This is a genomic window from Roseibium sp. SCP15 (genome assembly GCF_040329435.1).
Lineage (GTDB): Bacteria > Pseudomonadota > Alphaproteobacteria > Rhizobiales > Stappiaceae > Roseibium.
On record NZ_JBDZYI010000003.1, the window covers coordinates 978314 to 996795 of the forward strand.

Annotated in this window: 16 protein-coding genes; 11 read left to right on the top strand and 5 right to left on the bottom strand. The window is 57.4% G+C overall.

Annotated elements, in window-relative coordinates; translation table 11 throughout:
- Nucleotides 1-223 precede the first annotated feature (223 nt).
- Entirely contained in the window at nt 224-1864 is a 1641-nt protein-coding gene (locus ABLO27_RS18585; RefSeq protein WP_353034606.1) for a tetratricopeptide repeat protein, read from the top strand.
- A 53-nt stretch (nt 1865-1917) separates the two neighbouring features.
- Here the strand turns inward: ABLO27_RS18585 and ABLO27_RS18590 are convergent, their stop codons facing one another.
- Complete coding sequence (locus ABLO27_RS18590; protein WP_353035068.1) at nt 1918-2778, bottom strand: DMT family transporter; 861 nt, start codon at nt 2776-2778, stop codon at nt 1918-1920.
- A 115-nt stretch (nt 2779-2893) separates the two neighbouring features.
- On the opposite strand from ABLO27_RS18590, the gene ABLO27_RS18595 reads away from it, so the two are divergent.
- A complete protein-coding gene (locus ABLO27_RS18595; protein ID WP_353034608.1) occupies nt 2894-4288 on the top strand; it encodes a PLP-dependent aminotransferase family protein in 1395 nt (464 codons plus the stop codon).
- 33 nt (nt 4289-4321) lie between these two features.
- Here the strand turns inward: ABLO27_RS18595 and ABLO27_RS18600 are convergent, their stop codons facing one another.
- Nucleotides 4322-5209, bottom strand: a complete 888-nt coding sequence (locus ABLO27_RS18600) for a DUF5666 domain-containing protein (protein ID WP_353034609.1) — start codon at nt 5207-5209, stop codon at nt 4322-4324.
- Between the two features lie 2 nt (nt 5210-5211).
- On the bottom strand, nt 5212-6024 hold the full coding sequence (locus ABLO27_RS18605; RefSeq protein WP_353034611.1) for a DUF6502 family protein: 813 nt from the start codon (nt 6022-6024) through the stop codon (nt 5212-5214).
- 166 nt (nt 6025-6190) lie between these two features.
- On the opposite strand from ABLO27_RS18605, the gene ABLO27_RS18610 reads away from it, so the two are divergent.
- The 4 genes from ABLO27_RS18610 to ABLO27_RS18625 all read left to right on the top strand — a co-directional run bounded on the left by ABLO27_RS18610 (nt 6191) and on the right by ABLO27_RS18625 (nt 10721).
- The gene (locus ABLO27_RS18610) at nt 6191-7813 is read left to right on the top strand and encodes an amino acid adenylation domain-containing protein (RefSeq protein ID WP_353034613.1); all 1623 of its coding nucleotides are present in this window, start codon (nt 6191-6193) and stop codon (nt 7811-7813) included.
- Nucleotides 7813-9126, top strand: coding sequence for a hypothetical protein (locus ABLO27_RS18615; RefSeq protein WP_353034614.1), 1314 nt, complete (start codon nt 7813-7815; stop codon nt 9124-9126). Before ABLO27_RS18610 ends, ABLO27_RS18615 begins: the two co-directional genes overlap by 1 nt.
- 1 nt (nt 9127) lies before the next feature.
- Nucleotides 9128-9898, top strand: coding sequence for an enoyl-CoA hydratase-related protein (locus tag ABLO27_RS18620; protein WP_353034616.1), 771 nt, complete (start codon nt 9128-9130; stop codon nt 9896-9898).
- 349 nt (nt 9899-10247) lie between these two features.
- Nucleotides 10248-10721, top strand: coding sequence for a DUF3775 domain-containing protein (locus ABLO27_RS18625; protein ID WP_353034617.1), 474 nt, complete (start codon nt 10248-10250; stop codon nt 10719-10721).
- Nucleotides 10722-10840: 119 nt separating this feature from the next.
- Here ABLO27_RS18625 and ABLO27_RS18630 read toward each other — a convergent pair whose 3' ends face one another.
- Entirely contained in the window at nt 10841-11749 is a 909-nt protein-coding gene (locus ABLO27_RS18630; protein ID WP_353034619.1) for a LysR family transcriptional regulator, read from the bottom strand.
- Between the two features lie 117 nt (nt 11750-11866).
- Between ABLO27_RS18630 and ABLO27_RS18635 the strand changes: the two genes are divergently transcribed.
- The 5 genes from ABLO27_RS18635 (at nt 11867) to ABLO27_RS18655 (ending at nt 17638) form a co-directional block, all read left to right on the top strand.
- Entirely contained in the window at nt 11867-12892 is a 1026-nt protein-coding gene (locus ABLO27_RS18635) for a D-cysteine desulfhydrase (protein ID WP_353034620.1), read from the top strand.
- Between the two features lie 12 nt (nt 12893-12904).
- Nucleotides 12905-14107 (top strand): DegT/DnrJ/EryC1/StrS family aminotransferase, encoded by a 1203-nt coding sequence (locus ABLO27_RS18640; protein WP_353034622.1) that lies wholly within the window; start codon nt 12905-12907, stop codon nt 14105-14107.
- Nucleotides 14104-14853, top strand: coding sequence for an aspartate/glutamate racemase family protein (locus ABLO27_RS18645; protein WP_353034624.1), 750 nt, complete (start codon nt 14104-14106; stop codon nt 14851-14853). Before ABLO27_RS18640 ends, ABLO27_RS18645 begins: the two co-directional genes overlap by 4 nt.
- A complete protein-coding gene (hisD, locus tag ABLO27_RS18650; RefSeq protein ID WP_353034626.1) occupies nt 14850-16157 on the top strand; it encodes a histidinol dehydrogenase in 1308 nt (435 codons plus the stop codon). The genes ABLO27_RS18645 and hisD overlap by 4 nt, the downstream gene beginning before the upstream one ends.
- A 521-nt stretch (nt 16158-16678) precedes the next feature.
- Nucleotides 16679-17638 (top strand): heparan-alpha-glucosaminide N-acetyltransferase, encoded by a 960-nt coding sequence (locus tag ABLO27_RS18655; protein ID WP_353034628.1) that lies wholly within the window; start codon nt 16679-16681, stop codon nt 17636-17638.
- Here the strand turns inward: ABLO27_RS18655 and ABLO27_RS18660 are convergent.
- Entirely contained in the window at nt 17628-18452 is an 825-nt protein-coding gene (locus tag ABLO27_RS18660; RefSeq protein WP_353034629.1) for a choline/ethanolamine kinase family protein, read from the bottom strand. The genes ABLO27_RS18655 and ABLO27_RS18660 overlap by 11 nt on opposite strands.
- Nucleotides 18453-18482: the final 30 nt, after the last annotated feature.

The following is an 18482-nucleotide window of genomic DNA, read 5'->3' on the forward strand; positions in this document are numbered from 1 at the left end:
TCGTGAAACTCAGGACAGCAATGGACAAGTCCGCTACCGGAAATGGATAGATTTTCTATCGAAGTCACCTGTTGCTTCCGCTGAACGCACCCATCCGGAAATCAATAACTTGACGTAACGTAACTTATAGGCCTGAATCTCTGCCCACAAACAATTTCACCATTCTTCTCCATCCCCTTGGGGTCAGATTTTGACCGCAATCAGCAACGGGAGGCGTTACGTTATGGAATTCAATCTAGGTACCTATTCGCGCAAGATCACCACCTCCTCCGCAGACGCTCAGAAGCTGTTCGACCAGGGCCTGGTCTGGCTTTACGGCTACAACCACGAAGCTGCGGCAGCCTGTTTTGAAAAGGCGATTGAAAAGGATCCGAATTGCGGCATGGCCTACTGGGGTGTCGCCTATGCTATCGGTCCAAATTACAACAAGCCCTGGGAATTCTTTGAACCTGACGAACGCGTTTCCATGCTGAAGAAAGCAAAGGAAACGGTCGAGGCAGGACTGGCGCATCGGCAAAATCTGGCTCCGGTGGAAGTGGCGTTGATCGAGGCGATCGCCAAACGGTTTCCCGACGATCCGACTGTCGAAGACTACCTCCCCTGGCACGATGCCTTTGCCGATGCCATGCGCCAGGTTCACGCGGCCCATATGGACGATCTCGACGTCGTGACGATATTTGCGGAATCCCTGATGAACCGCACGCCCTGGCAACTCTGGGATCTGCCTAACGGCAAACCTGCAGATGGTGCCTCGACCCTTGAAGCTCAGGCTGCGCTCGAGACGGTTTTCAACGAGCGTGCGGATGCCTGGGATCATCCTGGCCTGCTGCACATGTATATCCACCTGATGGAAATGTCGCCGACGCCGGAAAAGGCCCTCCGGCACGGCGACCGACTGGTCGATCTTGTGCCCGACAGCGGTCATCTGGTTCACATGGCAACGCATATCGATGTTCTGTGCGGCGACTATCAGAACGTCGTCTGGCGCAATCATCGCGCGGCCGGGGTCGACCGCAAATATGTCGAGGTCGCTGGCACCGAGAATTTCTACACGCTCTATCGTATCCACAACGTCCATTTCGAGGCCTACGGTGCCATGTTCCTCGGGCAACCCGATAAGGCGTTGGCAGCCTCTGAAGAACTGATGCACATGCTGCCTAATCATGTGGTGAGCTTCTTCCCGGACCTCTTTGAATCCTTTTACGGAAAGAAAATCCACGTCATGGTTCGCTTCGGCATGTGGAATGAAATTCTGAACGAGCCGTTCCCCGATGAACGCAGTCTCTATAGCTATACTACTGCAGCCATGCTGCAGGCTCGTGCAGTCGCCTATGCCAACCTGGGTCGTCTGGAAGAGGCTGCCAACGAACGCGAACGCGCCAAAGAAGGACGCAAGGCCGTACAGGAAAGCCGCATGGTCTTCAACAACACCGCCGATGACGTTCTGGCTGTCGGGGAAGCCATGATGGACGGAGAATTCGCCTTCAAGTCGGGCCGGCGGGACGAAGGCCTGGAACACCTGCGCCGATCTGTCGAACTCGACGACAATCTTCTCTACGACGAGCCATGGGGCTGGATGCAGCCGACCCGCCACGCACTCGGCGCTTTGCTACTGGAAGACGGACGCTACGAGGAAGCCGAGGCGGTTTACCGTGCAGACCTCGGCCTGGACGATACGCTGGCCCGGGCCTGTCAGCACCCGCAGAACATCTGGAGCCTGCACGGACTGCACGAGTGTCTCAATCGCAGAGGTGAATTGACCGAGGCAAGACACATCAAGCTTTTGCTGGACAAGGCAGCGGCTCGTGCGACTGTGCCGATCCATGCGTCATGCTACTGCCGCAGCAAGGCAAAGGCAGCATAGGATTTCTTTATTGCTTTTGTCATCGCGGCTCTCACGGCCGCGATGACTTTGTCTCACGCAAAACGCTTTGCCCCGGCAACACACAGAACCACAAACACCGTCGCTGCAATCATCAAAGGCGGCGTCGGTTCGGCAAGAAGAAACGCCGACAGCATCAGACCGAAAAATGGCTGGAGCAGCTGCAACTGGCCGACACCTGCGGTGCCGCCAAGGGCAAGTCCGCGATACCAGAAGAAAAAGCCGATCAGCATCGAAAACATGGAAACATATCCAACGCTGATCCAAACCGGCACCGGCAGACCGGAAAGCGTTTCCGGACGAAATGCGATGGCAAGGGCCAACATCATCGGCAAGGCCAGAACCAGAGCCCAAGAGATCACCTGCCAGCCCCCCAGCCTGCGAGAGAGAAGCGCGCCCTCGGCATATCCAAGCCCGCAGACAATGACCGCCGCCAGCATCAGAGCATCACCGAACAGCGAAACGTCAGCATTCTGGGTCAGCGCGAACCCAGCGACGGCAAGGCTGCCCAGAACCGAGAACACCCAGAACAGTGGCTTGGGCCGGGTGTCGCCGCGAAGCACACCGAAAACGCCCGTGGCCAGTGGCAGCAATCCGATGAAGACCACCGAATGAGCCGCAGTGATGTGCTGAAGTGCGGTAGCCGTCAGAAGCGGGAAGCCGATGACCACACCTGCTGCGACAACAATGAGCGACGGCAGGTCTGCACGTTCCGGTTTCGTCTGCCGAAACGCCAAGAGCATTGCCGCTCCCAGGAGCGCAGCAAGCACCGCCCGCACCGAAGTCAGGAACATCGGATCAAGCGAACCAACTGCAACACGGGTTGCCGGCAAGGATCCGCTGAAAATGAGCACGCCCAGAAGGCCGCTGCCCCAACCGGAAAATGAAGTCTGCATCATGTCCTCTTTCTTTGTCATTTTCCTACCCGCCTGGGGATGACACGGACAGACACACAGCAGTACAATAAGAACAAACTGTACTGTTTCATTAACCCATACAGAGGCCATTCGAATGCTCCAGCCAGAACGCCGGACGCTCGTAATGGACGACATCAGGCGCCGGATCACCTCCCGCGCACTCGTCGCTGGTGACAAGCTGCCCTCCATTCGAGGCTGCGCGGCAAGGCTTGGAGTGTCACCCTCCACGGTCGTGGAAGCCTACGACCTCCTCGTAGCGGAAGGTCTCATCCAGGCGCGCCGGAGTGCCGGCTTTTTTGTCGCCGACAAACCGCAACCATTCGCGGTGGCCGAGACTGGTCCCCTGCTGGAACGCGAAGTCGATCCGCTCTGGGTGGCGCGGCAGTCACTCGACACGGGTGAAGATGTTCCGAAACCTGGATGCGGCTGGCTGCCGGCGGACTGGATGCCCGCTGCCTCGTTGCGCAAGGCCATGCGGGCCATGGCATCGGCAGACATTGACGTCCTGACCAATTACGGCAGCGCCAAGGGAGAAATCGGCTTAAGGCGGCATTTGTCCAGACGGCTGCACGATCAGGGACTGGTTGCCGAACCTGATCAGGTCCTCTTGACCGGTTCCGGTTCCCAGGCTCTTGACCTGATCTGCCGCATGCTGCTGCGCCCGGGAGACACGGTTCTGGTGGACGACCCATGTTACTTCAATTTTCAGGCGCTCTTGCGGGCACACCAGGTAACAATCGTCGGTGTGACATACACCCCGAACGGGCCGGATCTTGAGCAGTTCGAAGCCGCCTTGAAAGAACACAACCCCCGCCTCTATCTCACCAATTCGGCGCTTCACAATCCGACAGGTGCAACAATTTCCGCTCCCGTTGCACATCGGCTGCTATCGCTGGCGACAGCTCACGACCTGGTAGTCATTGAAGATGACATCTTTGTCGAGTTCGAACCCGACATCTCTCCGCGCCTTGCTACTATGGACGGTCTGGAGCGCGTGCTTCGGATCGGCAGCTTTTCCAAGACCCTGTCCGCATCCTTCCGCTGTGGCTACATCGCCGCCCGTCCTGACTGGATAGAAGCTTTGACCGATCTGCAGGTGGCAACCAATTTCAGCGGCCCCAGTCCGATGGTCGCCGGCTTGCTCCATACGGTCCTGACCGACGGCAGTTACCGGAAGCACATGGAGGCACTGAAGTCCCGACTGACGGTCTGCCGCAGCGAAGCGATCAGCCAACTTGGCAAACTGAGGGTTTCTCCATGGGTAATACCGCGTGGCGGTTTTCATCTCTGGTGCGAGCTGCCGGATGGGCAGGACGCGGCAGAACTGGCCCGCTCGGCTCTTCAGGAAGGGCTGGTGCTTGCTCCGGGCAACGTCTTCAGCGTGTCACAAAGCATGGGGTCTTTCATGCGCTTCAATGTCAGCCAGATGCGAGACCCGTCCTGCTATGCCGTGCTGGAAAGGTTGCTGGACGGATCTGAACGCAAATGAGAACCGTTTGGTTGCCTCTCGCCAGACCAATCGTTACAGGCAATCGAGTTTTGCCCGGATCGCTTCAGTCTCTTTCGGCGTCAATCCGCTTGTGGGGAATTCACCCAACTTGCCATTTGCGCCGCATTGCAAGGTTCTGACCGAAACGTCGATCATGCCTGGCTGGTCCGTATAGGCGACAAGGCCCGAGCCCAGTACCGTGTAAAGACCATCGGGCTGCGGAGCAGAGAAGTATCCCTCCACCTGGACGATCCCGACCGTTGCATCGAACAGACCTGTTTCAAGTCGCTCGGCCTCGATCCCGCCTGGAACCGGTTTTCCTGAAATTCTGACCAGATCACCCGATGACAGGTGTTGCGGCACGATTCCGCTTATCGCGGTATTGCCGACCCGGTCCGGCTCTCCTGACGAAGCACGGAAGAAAGTTCCACTGACCTGCGCCTCTCCCTGCCAGTCCGGAAGCAGCTCAAGCCTTGAGGCCCGCACTCGGCCCTCCTGCCAGAATCCGCTGACGGCCACCCAGTCGCCGACCGTCACTTGAGCGAAGTGGTCTTCGATTTCGACCTCGGTTCCAAGGATGGTGAGCAACTGGTCGCCCACAGCTTCAACCGTACCCACAAGTGGGAGAACCTGACGGATGTGCTGCGCGTTCCAGATATCGTCTTCCAGCGCCGCCACGACTGCCACGGTATGCCCCGGCTTGAGATCTCCGGCAGTTATGTCCGGTACGGACCCGGTCACCTGCATCGTATCCGAGATCTCGATTTTCTGGTCATTTACGAAGATGCTGCCAAGGCGGATGATCTCACCGACGATCCCGGTCCCGACTATGCCGCCTTCGCGTTCTTCGCTGTCCTGAGCGAAAGCCTGAAAGGCGCCTAAAATGAGCGCGGTAGCTGTGGCAATAAGACGGACGCGCACGTTCATCCTTTCTTGTTAGGCGGTAACTTCGGCAGGATATAGGCACCCACGACGAAGCGGCCGTTCTGGTTGCCGTCTTGATCCCGGTCCTGTAACTGACGCGCCTTTGCGTTGATGTCCTGTAACAGTACCTGCGCCTTTTCTGCAGAAATATCGCGCAACTCCTCAACAGACTCGGCAGTCAAATGGGAATAGCGCACGGCACGATCGAAATGCCTGGGGGCATTGTCGTCGGCAAGAAGGTTGTGGGTCGCAGCTGCCAGATGAGCCGACAATGTGGCACGGTAAGCCGCGACCTGCTCCGCGCTGCCTGCGGTGGGTACAAAAGCTTGAGTCAGGAGGCGATACGTGCCGTTTTCCTGTTTGACCACAAGCTTCTGATCCAGAAGGGTCTGCAGAACCGTCCCCGGCGCCATGTCGATGCGTGTCTGCTTCACGAGTTCATCAAAACCGGGCTGTCCAGCGTTGCTTTTGCGGGGCAGGTCGCGTGGCTGGTTGCTCTTGTCCTGATATTCTGGAGCCGTTGCCCAGTAGCTGATCACCAGTGCTGCGGCACTGCAGCTTCGCTTTTCCGGGACCTGCGCCTCTTCGGCGCGCAGCCGCTTGACATCCTTGCGGTGAAGACCGGTCAAAGCACTGACCCGGCTATCGTTCGGAGGCGGATCGGAGGCATCAACGGCCGCAGCAACGAGTGCCTTTTTCAGCGCTTCGGTTGCCGTACCTATGGTCACACCGCGGGCCACCATCGCCTGTGCTAACGGTATTAAAAGATCGGCAAGCGCAGCTTCAAACGGGTCCTTCGGTCCGGTCGACATCGTATTCCGTACTTCGTTCATCTGGCCTGAAATGTAGCATCCTTTCTAAAAGATCTATTATTTCAGCGCTCAACATTTTCGTGACGGGGAGTTTAACTTTCGTGAAAGAAAATGGGAAATTTTCCCATTATTAATGATCACGCATCATTGATATTGGGAGGTTGCCATGCAGGACTTCGCTCTTCTCGCCCTGAAAGGGGCCCGGCCCATCGGTTCCGTGGGTCCGCAATTCCTATCAGACCCGCTTTCATGCCTATCCACCGAAGATCGCAAGAAGTTCAATGACTTCGGCTGGGGCGAGCAGTGTCGTCCACGTTTCGGTACGATCGCCGCTGCAATCCGTCACCACCTGCGCAACCAGCCGGGCGCGGTTGCTGTTGAGTGTGCCGGCAAGGCCTTGACCTATGGCGAACTCGACAGAGCTTCCAATCGGCTGGCGAGCGTCATGAAATCCCACGGTGTGAAGCGTGGCGATGCGGTCTGCCTTTATCTTCATCGCTCACTGGAAATGGTCATCGGTATCGTCGCAGCACTGAAACTGGGCGCGGCCTATGTCCCCCAGCATGTCGGTGTCGCTCCCGAAAAAGGTTTGCGGCACATTGCAAATGTGACCGATGCGAAAGTGCTGCTGTCTCTTCGCAGTCTGGCCGCACAGGTTCCAATCGAACCGCACCAGGCACTCGTCGCGATCGACGAAGTGACAACAGACGAGTCACTCGACGGCACATTGCCAGAACTCATTTCCCATCGCGCGGAACCTGATGATCTGGCGATGATCCTCTTTACCTCCGGAACCACAGGTGTTCCAAATGGAGTTCAGGTCACTCACCGCAATCTGGCCAATGTTCTCCTGACAGCACCGGGCGACCTTTCCATGCGGCCCGGTCTCAAGGTCGGGCAGATCCTTTCCATCGCCTTTGACATGGCGGCCTGGGAAATTCTGGGAGCGATGTCCAACGGAGCAACCCTGGTCATTCGCGGAAAGTCTATTCAGGAGACTGCTGAGAAAGTCGACGTGCTAATCGCCACACCGTCGATCCTGTCATCGCTCGACCACAGCCGCTGTACACAGGTGAAAGTTGCAGCAGTTGCCGGCGAACCGTGTCCGCGCTCGCTTGCAGACGCGTGGTCCGCCTTCTGCACCTTCTACAATTCCTGCGGCCCGACTGAAACGACGATCATCAACACAGCGGAACCGCACACTGCCGACAAACAGGTGCTCTCCATCGGCCGGCCGACACCAAACAACACGGTCTACATTCTGGATGAAGATCTTCGCCCGCTCCCCATCGGTGACAAGGGTGAAATGTGGGCCGGTGGTGACTGCGTGACCGCCGGTTACCTCGCCAATCCGCAACTCACCAGCGAGCGCTATCGCCCGGACCCATTCCGCCCCGGGCACATGATGTTCCGCACGCGCGACCTCGGACGGTGGACGGCAGACGGAGAACTGGAACATTTCGGACGTGTCGATGATCTGGTGAAGATCCGCGGCTTCCGCGTGGAGCTCGATGGTGTTTCAAGTGCGCTCGAACACTCCGACTGTTGTATCCGTGCCGTCACGCTGAAATTCGATGACCGCAATCTGGTGAGTTTCATTTCCCCTTCCAATGCCTGCCCGAAAAAGGCCAGACAGCAGGTACGCGACAGACTGCCCTACTATTGCATGCCGACGTTCATTCTGCCCTTGAGCGAATTGCCTCGCACGCCGCGCGGCAAGCTGGACAAGCGCCTGCTGCAGCAACTCGCTGAAGACCATATCGCGAGTGAAGGTGTGGAGTTGAACTGATGATCACCCAAACAACGGATCTCACCTACTCCGCCCCTCACTGGCGGAGGGTGACGCGACATCCTGCGCTGATGGAATACCGGCGCCTGTTCGCACTTGTTGCCGCAGTCAACCTGACCGTGCTCGCCTTTGGCATAAGGGATGGTTTGTGGTTTGAAAGTGGCACTTTCCGGCTGGACCGGATCGCCGACATGGCCTTGATCAATCTGTCCCTCGGCATCCTCATTCGCCAGCAGCGCGTCATCAACGCGCTGTTCTGGCTGGCAACCCGCATTCCGGTTTCCTGGCCTCTCTGGATCCGCTGGGGAGCGGGCAAGGTCTTCCATTTCGGCGGCCTGCACTATGGCGGAACGATCGCAGGCACACTCTGGTTTGGCTTCCTGCTCTTTGCCATGGCGGCGGATCGCGTGAACGGAACACCGCAGGTCTCCGGCCTGACGCTGGCACTGAGTGGCATGATGATCGCTCTCATGACCCTGATGATCCTGACCGCCCTGAGCCGGTTCCGGGCAAAGTTCCACAATGCGTTCGAGAAAATACACCGCTTTGCCGGTTGGACGGTTCTGGCTCTCTTCTGGGCGCAGACTGTCTCGATCTCCAACGACATGGGCGTCAACCTTGCCAGCACACCTGCCTTCTGGATGCTGTGCCTGATCACACTGTCCATCGCCTCGCCCTGGTTGACCTTGAAGCAGGTGGATGTCGAGATTGTGAAACCTTCCAACCATGTAGCCCTGGCCAAGTTCGACTATGGCGATACACCCTTTGCGGGGAGTTCAAACGCCATCAGTCACACGCCGTTCGGCGAGTATCACGCCTTTGCAAACATTCCAGCACCGGGCGAAACAGGATACCGGCTGGCGATCTCCAGGGCCGGGGACTGGACTGGCGCCTTTATCGACAATCCTCCCAAAAAGGTCTGGGTCAAAGGCATAACCACGAGCGGCGTCGCCCGGATCGAGGTTCTGTTCAGGAAAGTGGTTTACGTCGGCACGGGCTCCGGCATCGGGCCGATCCTGCCTCACCTCTTGAAAGGTGAAGTTCCAAATCGCCTCATCTGGTCGACCCGCTCGCCGCGCAAGACATATGGCGATGCACTTGTCGATGAAATTGAGGCCAATACCGAAAAACCCCTGATCTGGGATACGGATTCCCGTGGCAAGCCGGACCTGTCGGCCCTCGCCTTGCAAGCGGTTAAAGAGAGTGGTGCGGAAGCGGTGATCGTGATTTCCAACCAAAAGCTCACCCGCAAGGTTGTTCACGACATGGAAACTCTGGGAATTCCTGCCTACGGCGCAATTTGGGACAGCTGACATGTTTGAGACCATCGAAACCAGTGTTGAAGGACGGGTCGCCACGATCCGTCTGAACCGTCCGAAGCAGCTGAACGCGCTCACGACCAAGGTGCTGAACGAGGTGCTTCAGGCTTCTATTGCCTTTGATGCAGATCCGGAAATCGGCTGTCTGCTGCTCCAGGGCAATGAAAAGGCCTTTGCCGCGGGGGCCGACATCACGGAGCTTGCATCTCAGGACTATGCAAGCATGCAGGCAACGGACTTCTTTGCCGGTTGGGACCGGTTCGCCGACCTGAGGATCCCGAAAGTCGCCGCTGTCAACGGGTATGCACTCGGCGGTGGCTGCGAACTCGCCATGATGTGCGATGTCATCCTTGCCTCGGACAATGCCAGGTTCGGTCAGCCGGAAATCAAGATCGGCTGCATCCCCGGAATTGGCGGAACGCAGCGGCTGACCAGGCTGATAGGACGAACCAAGGCGATGGACCTGATCCTGACTGGTCGCATGATCAACGCCCAGGAAGCGTTGCAGATGGGACTGGTGAGCCGCGTGGTTCCGGTGGACGAATTGGAAGGAACGGCCGGCGAAGTGGCGGAGCTCGTTGCCTCGCATCCTCGCGACATTGTTCAAATGGCCCGCGCCTGCGTGAACATGGCCGAGAACAGCACACTGGACGCCGGACTGCGCTACGAACGCCAGATGTATCATGCTCTTTACGGATTGCCTGCGCAGCGCGAGGGCATGTCTGCATTCATGGAAAAAAGAAGTCCGGCCTTCAACTCGAACTGACCTGCAGAGAAGATCGAGGCCCGGCTGCAGGAATGACGCCTGCAAGCCGAGCCCCGAGTGCCCGGTCCGCCCCCGGTCGAACCTCCCCTCAGTCTCTTGACCCAGCCCGATATGCCGGCAGGATAAATCCTGAAGGCATTCAGTCTTTTGCAATGTCTGCGTTGATCCGGGTCAAGGACAGCAATCTGTTCGTGGGCAAAGTAAAGCAAGACAGATAAAAGTTCGCAAGGTTGTTCACGCCAGCACATGAACAAGTTCCGGTTTTTAACTTGATACGAGTTCACAGACCTTGAATATCGTGGATAACCTTACGGAAGGTCTTGGACGTTGCAGAACAGGAATTCGCATCATGACCATTGCCAATGACGAAAAGTGGATCGATAAAGAACAGAAAGGTTTGTCGGAGGCAGCCATGGACATCGATCTCACCTTATCTGCAGATACGATCCGACTGTTTGCCCAAAAGGCCCGCGCAGTTGCATCTTCATTGCAGGACACATTCGACGGCGGCCATGAAGGCGACGTCGAATTTGACGAAGACTCGCTCGAGGAAAGCCACAATCACGACGGCTTGGCGGAAGAGGAAAATGACGACCTCTCCGACGAAGAACTGCGTGAGCTGATTGAGGACCTGAATGTCGACGAAGCCGCAGAGCTCGTCGCCATCACCTGGATCGGCCGCGGCGACTTCGACGCTGAGGACTTTGATCAAGTCGTTGACGAAGCCCGCGACCGGGCGGTTGGTTCAACAGCGAAATACCTCCTGGGCATGCCGCTTCTTGCGGACTATCTGGAAGCTGGCCTGGACGCACTTGATCTTTGACGGTTCCATCGCAGGATGGACTTGGGCACGCCTTTCGCGCGCCTGCCTGAAGGCCTGACTCTGAAACCGTCGTCAATGCTCCGGCAGATCTCTAGGAGCGCTGATTAGGTTAGTGCCTATCAGCTGACCCGGGGCTCCAGAAACTCTGAAAGCTCCTCCCAGATTGGAGCATGCAGATCCTGCACATTGTCCAGTCTCCGCTTACCGACAATCTGCATCCTCAGATCATCAAGTGTGTCGCTCAGATCCCGCAGGCGCCCCTCCGAAACATCAGACGAAACGAGCGCTTCGGGAACCCAGGCGACACCGATGCCTGCTCTCGCCATCTGCATTGCCGCGAGCGTGAGCGCGGTCTCTGCGACCACAGTGACGGCGGCTCTGCTTTCGACCGCAGGCAACACGTGCTTGTTCATCGACATGCCGAGAAACACGTCCGGTGGATAGGCAATGATCTCCAGCTCGCCGACGCCAAGCCTCTTGCGCAGGTCATCCATGCGGTCCGCAGCATAGACAGGTATCAGTCTTTCATCGGCAATATGCGTTTCCTCGATCATCGCGTTCGGACCGCTGCCGCTCTCTCCCGGCAAACGATAGGTGACTGAAAAGTCCGCTTGCCCTGTCATGAGCAGCATTTCGCACTCATCGAGATTGGCTGAGCGCAGTCGCACATGCGCCTTCCCCAGACTGGAAACCATCTTGACGATCGGAGGCCCGAGCGATGTCGTTATCGCGTGCTGGCAGGCCACGACGACCAGCCTCGAGCCGGACCTGCTCTCGATCTGGATCTGCTTGATCAGGTGGCGCTGATGGAGAACTGCCTGGCGCACTTGCTGCTCCTGATTTCGAAGCGCTGCCACAGGACGGTTCGGTTTTGTCTCCCGATCGATCAGTGCCACATCCATTAAATTCTCAAGCGCCTGAATGCGACGCGAAAACGCAGACTGCGAAATGTTACGCGCAGCGGCCGCTTCAACAACTGATCCTGTATCAAGAAGTGCGACGAGGTCCTCAAGCCAATCAATTCGCATTTCGTTGCCTTCGAAAGATTATGCAGTTCCTGCAAGTTATACCGACAAGATTGCATTTGAACATCCTGATTTGCCGTGCCAGTTTCTTCAGAACTTTTCTTTCCGGAGACGCTCAATATGCACTTTTCACGCTTTCCACGCCTGCAACTGGCGCATCTGCCGACGGCGCTTGAGCCGATGGACCGTCTCTCGGAAGCCCTCGGCGGACCGCGTATCTGGATCAAGAGGGACGACTGCACGGGCATGTCCACGGGCGGCAACAAAACCCGCAAACTCGAATTCCTGATGGCCGAAGCCAGGGAACAAGGCGCAGATCTCGTAATCACGCAAGGCGCAACTCAGTCCAATCATGCTCGACAGACCGCAGCCTTCGCAGCCCGGCTCGGCATGGATTGCCACATCCTTCTGGAAGACAGAACCGGCTCGAAGGATCCGAACTACAACGGCAACGGCAACGTTTTTCTCGACTTCCTGCACGGTGCCAGCGCGGAAAAACGGCCGGGTGGCCTCGACATGAACGCCGAGATGGAAATCGTCGCAGATCGCTTCCGGCAACAGGGCAGAAACGTCTACACCATTCCAGGCGGTGGCTCGAACCCCACAGGCGCACTCGGATATGCAAACGCCGCCATGGAACTGGTCCAGCAGGCCAACTCCATGGGCCTCAAGATCGATCGTCTCGTTCATGCCACGGGAAGCGCCGGCACGCAGGCGGGGCTCGTTGTCGGACTGAAGGCGATCAACGCCAACATTCCGTTGCTCGGCATCGGTGTACGCGCACCGAAACCGAAACAGGAAGAAAACGTCTTCAAACTTGCAGTCGCTACCGCTGAAAAGCTCGGCTGCCCGGGCGTCGTCAAACGTGAAGATGTGGAGGCGAACACTGACTATGTCGGCGAAGGTTACGGCATTCCGACCCCCGAGTGCCTGAAAGCCATTGAAATGTTCGCCCGGCTCGAAGGTCTTCTGCTTGATCCCGTATATTCAGGCAAGGGAGCTGCCGGCCTGATCGATCTTGTGAAGAAGGGCGCTTTCTCTGACGATCAGAATATTGTGTTCCTGCACACCGGTGGTGCGGTCGCACTGTTCGGCTACACCGATTCTTTCGGTTATGGAGCACCCGGCTCGGACGCAGCAGAATAGACGGAGAGGATCGTGGAACCGTTTCGTGGCGTTTTCACCCAACAGGAGGCAATCCCAGAACAGGCGGTTGACGCTGCGATAGAGGTATTGCGCAGCGGCCGCCTGCATCGCTACAACACGTTGGGTGAAGAATTGGGCGCAGCCTCTGAACTGGAGCAGGTATTCGCCCGGTATCAGGGAGCGAAATACTGCCTCGCCTGCGCTTCCGGCGGCTATGCCATGTCGATCGCGCTGCGTGCCGCCGGGGTCCGCCCCGGAGACGCGGTTCTGACCAACAGTTTCACGCTCGCCCCGGTTCCAGGTGCAATCGCTGCGGTGGGCGCAAAACCCGTATTCGTCGAGGTCACCGAAGATCTGGTCCTCGATCTCGCCGATCTCGAAACAAAGATCTCGGAAAGCGGTGCAAAAATGCTGCTGCTTTCCAGCATGCGCGGTCACCTTTGCGACATGGAGGCCCTCACCGGGCTCCTTGAAGCAAAGAATGTCATTCTTCTGGAAGACTGCGCACACACGATGGGCGCCAGCTGGAGCGGACGGCTGAGTGGAAGCTTCGGTCTGGCAGGATGTTTCTCGACGCAGACTTACAAGCACCTGAACTCTGGCGAAGGTGGCCTGCTGACATCAGACGACTCGCAGTTCATGGCGCGAGCAATCATGCTTTCTGGGTCCTACATGCTCTATGAACGCCACGGCGCGGCGCCACCGGCGGAAGTTTTCAAAACCATCCGCCTTGAAACGCCCAACATGTCCGGACGAATGGACAATCTCCGCGCAGCCATTCTCCTGCCTCAACTCACGGCCCTTGATGACAGTATCCGGCGCTGGAACGAGCGTTACCACCTGATTGCAGAGCGCTTGTCCAATGTCCCGAATGTGCGGATGCCACATCGGCCGGATGAAGAGGCTTATGTCGGCAGCTCCATCCAGTTCCGCATCCCAGGGATTTCCAAAACGCAAGCGATCAGGTTCGTTGCCGACAACAAAGCCCTTGGCGTCGAACTGAAATGGTTTGGAGATGAAAACCCCGTGGCCTTCACCTCCAATCATCACAGCTGGCAATACGTCGATCCGCAGGATCTTCCGAAGACCGACGAAGTCCTGTCCGGGCTTTTTGATATGCGCATTCCATTAAGTTTCACGCTAGACGACTGCGAACACATCGCGCGCATTCTCTCCCACACGGCCTATCAGAACATGGGATCTGGTGCTACATGACAGACAGCAAACGGGTCATCGGTGTTCTGGGTGGCATGGGACCGGAAGCAACCATTCTCTTCATGCAGAAAGTGGTTCAGGCCGTACAGGCTTCAGATGACGCCGACCATGTTCCACTCATCGTCGACAACAACACACAGGTTCCTTCGCGCATTAAGGCGTTGATTGAAGGAACGGGAGTTGATCCGGCTCCAACACTGGCGGGCATGGCAAAACACCTTGAAACGGCCGGCGCGAGGGCTCTTGTGATGCCGTGTAACACAGCGCACAACTACCAGGCCCAGATCCGAAATGCTGTCGGGATTCCTTTTCTTTCGATGGTGGACCTGACCGCAGAACATATCGCCAGCATTGCGCCGGGCACACGCGTTGGCATCCTCGCCTCCCCGGCGGTTCGAATGACCGGAATTTATCAGAACCCGCTATCGGCAAGAGAATTGAAAACCGTCTACTCGCGGGACGAAGACCGAATTCTTTCCTCGATTAAAGCGCTGAAGGTCTCGGCGCATGATGCTCTCGCGCGCGAGAACGTCCATCTCGCAGCAGCGGAGCTGGAGAGTGAAGGATGCGAAGTTCTGCTTGTCGGTTGCACGGAATTCTCACTCCTCGCGGACGACTTGAAGCAGCGGTTCAGGATCGTCGACAGTCTGGACGTTCTGGTTGAAGCAGCCGTTTCCTTTTCTCTTTCAACGGCTGCACATGGCGCCGCGCAAAACCTGACAAGTGTCGGAGACCAACGACCATGAGTATCGAATACTTGAAAAAGGCGACGCCGGGCGCTGAGGGCAACCAGTCGACCGTTCGTGACGCGGTCGAAAAGATGTTGTCCGAGATCGAAGCGAACGGTGACGAGGCCGCCATCAGATATGCATCCGAGTTCGATAAATGGAACGGTCCGGTCCTGGTCACGTCTGCCGAGTTGGAGGTTGCCGAAGGGTCGGTTCCAGAGAAGCTTAAGGACGACATCCGCTTTGCTCACGACAATATTCGCCGTTTCGCCGAAGCACAAAGGGCAACGATCTCCGACTGCGAGCTGGAGGTTCAACCGGGCTTCTTTGCCGGTCAGAAACATATGCCCGTTTCAGCCGCTGGCTGCTATGTGCCGGGAGGGCGATACAGCCACATAGCCTCGGCCATCATGACAATCACCACGGCCAAGGTTGCCGGCGTCGATCACATCACCGCCTGCTCTCCCCCGCGGCCGGACATCGGCATTCCCCCGGCGATCCTTTTCACGATGAAACTCTGCGGTGCGGACACAATCCTGAACATGGGCGGTGTTCAGGGTGTCGCCTCCATGGCTTTCGGTCTCTTTGGACTTCCGAAAGCCGATATTCTCGTCGGCCCTGGCAATCAGTTTGTCGCCGAAGCCAAACGCATCCTCTTTGGACGGGTCGGTATCGACATGTTTGCGGGCCCAACGGACTCGCTCGTCGCCGCAGACAGCACTGCGGATCCATATCTGGTCGCTTGGGACCTCGCCGGACAGGCGGAGCACGGATACAATTCTCCCGTCTGGCTGGTCACCGATGATCGCGACCTTGCTGAAAGGGTCATGGGGCTCATTCCGGACATCATTGCCAGTCTGCCAGAGACCAATGCAAAAAATGCCGAAGCCGCCTGGCGGGACCTCGGTGAGGTCATCCTGTGCTCAAACCGCGAGGAAATGGCACAGATCTGTGACAGCTACAGCCCGGAGCACCTGCACGTTCAAGCAGCCGACCTGCCCTGGTGGCTTGAGCGGCTTCGCTCCTATGGATCACTGTTCCTGGGAGAAGAGACAACCGTTGCCTTCGGAGACAAGGCGGCAGGGCCCAACCATGTGCTGCCGACCTCAGGCGCGGCAAGATACACCGGCGGGCTGTCTGTTCATAAATACATGAAAACGGTCACCTGGCAGCGTTCCACAAGGGAGGGTTCACGCCCCATCGCAGAGGCAACTGCGCGTATTTCCCGGCTGGAGGGGATGGAGGGACACGCACGCACGGCAGACGTTCGCCTGGAGAAGTTTTTCCCCGGTGAAACCTTCAAACTTTCGGCGTCAGACTGATTTGCTCAGCCCGATTTTGGTCACAATCCGGCCTACCGGAGCAGCGTTTTCGCCGACCACATGTGGATAGAAAATCTGCGGTGAAAGCAGGCTTTCACCAAAAGGCACAAGAAGTCCGGATAATTCAGCAGAATTTACAAGAGCTTCGCTGGGTCAACACGCAAAATATTACTTTGCCGGTTACTCCACAACTTGGCAGTTTTCTTGGGAAAACCGGTTTAGATTTCATTTACCATCTTTCCGTTGCCCTGTTGTTACAGCACTGTCGTGACACCTGATGGTGGGACAGAGGGAAAATTGGTATGTGGCAGGATCCGGCGAACCATGATGTGTTTACCGTCCATCGGCCTTCTCCTTGGCCATATGTGGGTGCCATGCTGGCAATAGCGGCACTTTTTACGACACTCGTCGTTACCTTCAGCAGTTGACCTTCACTCCGACAGAATTCATCCCGACAGCTTGATGAAATGGTTCCGAGACTGTAGCACTCGGCAAGTGAACCATTTCTGGAAAGCCCGCTGATGCAGACAACACGATTGGCCGTGCTCGACCTAGCCCGAGGCCTCGCCGTTGTTGCCATGGCGGTTTACCATTTCTCCTGGGATCTTTCCTGGTTCGGATTTGTCGATTGGCCTGTAACTCTAGGTGCCGGATGGCGCAGCTTTGCGGCTTCCATCGCCGGAAGCTTCTTGTTTCTGGCCGGTGTAAGCCTTGATCTGGCACATCACAATGGCATTCGCTGGCATGCCTTCTGGCGCCGCTTTGCAGTGATTGTCGCAGCCGCCGCCGCAATTTCTCTCGTCACTTATTTTGCCTTCGGAAACAGTTTTGTCCGCTTCGGCATATTGCACTCCATCGCTGCAGCAAGCCTGATTGCCATTCCTTTCACGCGCGCACCTTGGTGGCTGACAGTCGCTGCATCCGCTTTTTTCCTGACACTGCCGTTGTGGGCCAGTTCCTATTTCTTCAATGGGCAACTCTGGCTCTGGACGGGACTTGGAACACCCGACTATGGCAGCGTTGATTATGTGCCTGTTGCTCCATGGGCAGGCGTTACGCTTGCAGGCCTCGCTCTTTCCAGGTTTTTTCGAGTTTCAAGAATCTGGGAAAAGCTCGGCGCGTTGCGCTTCGCGGGACCGACTGGACGTTCAACGAGGTTCGTTGGACGGCATTCCCTTATGGTTTACCTGCTGCACCAACCGGTTCTCTTCAGCCTCGTCTGGACAGCAACCTTGTTCGGACCGGACGTCGACCGGGCAGCAACAACTTTCATCCGCAATTGCTCGGTGGCTTGCCAGGACAATCTCGGTGCGCCTGATATCTGCGAGGCGGCGTGCAGCTGCACCGTCGACCGCCTCAAAAATGACGGTGTCTGGACGGCTCTCAATGACGATCCCACCAACCAGTCGCTTCGCGCCCGGATGAACAACAGTTACGTCCAGTGCCTGGCAGACCCCGAATGGAAGTCTGTCATCGACTAGTCAGCCGTGTTTCGACATCATCGAGCCTGTGCAGTGCCCTTTCGATCCGCGCTCGTGCGAATGGCAAAAAGGTCGCTTCGTCCCGCCCCTTCACCAGCTGCTCCAGAGCCCAGGCGGCGGAAACGGCATCGCACCTTGATTTCATGATCCGCAAGTCTTCCGCAGTCGGACAGACCTCCGAAGCTCCGCTCGCGCAATAGGTGGCAAGCAATGCAGTTTCCTGCTCTTGCGAGAAACCATTTTCGAGGACCGCGTAGGCAAGATCCCAGGCGGGCTCGGACATGCCCGAATATTCCCAGTCGATCAGCCAGAACTTTTCTGCAGTCACCAGACAGTTGCCGGGTGACAGATCTCCATGACTTGGCACCAACCGCATTGCAGAACGGGAGTTCGATAATGTCCTCATCTTCTCCATTGCCGCATCGAGCAGATTGATTTCCTTCCTGTAACGCGGTGAGGATGAAATGGAGTGCTGTTGCGCGCGATAAACCTCGTCCGGATCCAGCCGCCCTGAAAACGCAAGACCGGAAGCATGCAATCGTCCGACTGCGCGTCCGATCTGGATTGCCAGGTCCTCTGGAGCACATTCGACTTCGTCCATGGCGCGGGTCAGCAATATTCCCTTGTCGGGATCGCAGAACAACGGAGGCAAGGCCACACCGAGTCCGGCAGCCCCTCGCAGATTATACGCTTCGGCATTCCGGTCGATCATGCCGGCCGTTTCTTCGCGTGGCAGGCGAAGAAAAAAAACACCTTTTCCGGCCTCAATCCGGTAGACGCGATTTGTCAGGCCGGCATGCGGTGTCACACGCATCAACTCACCACAGATGAGTTGGAGTCGCGC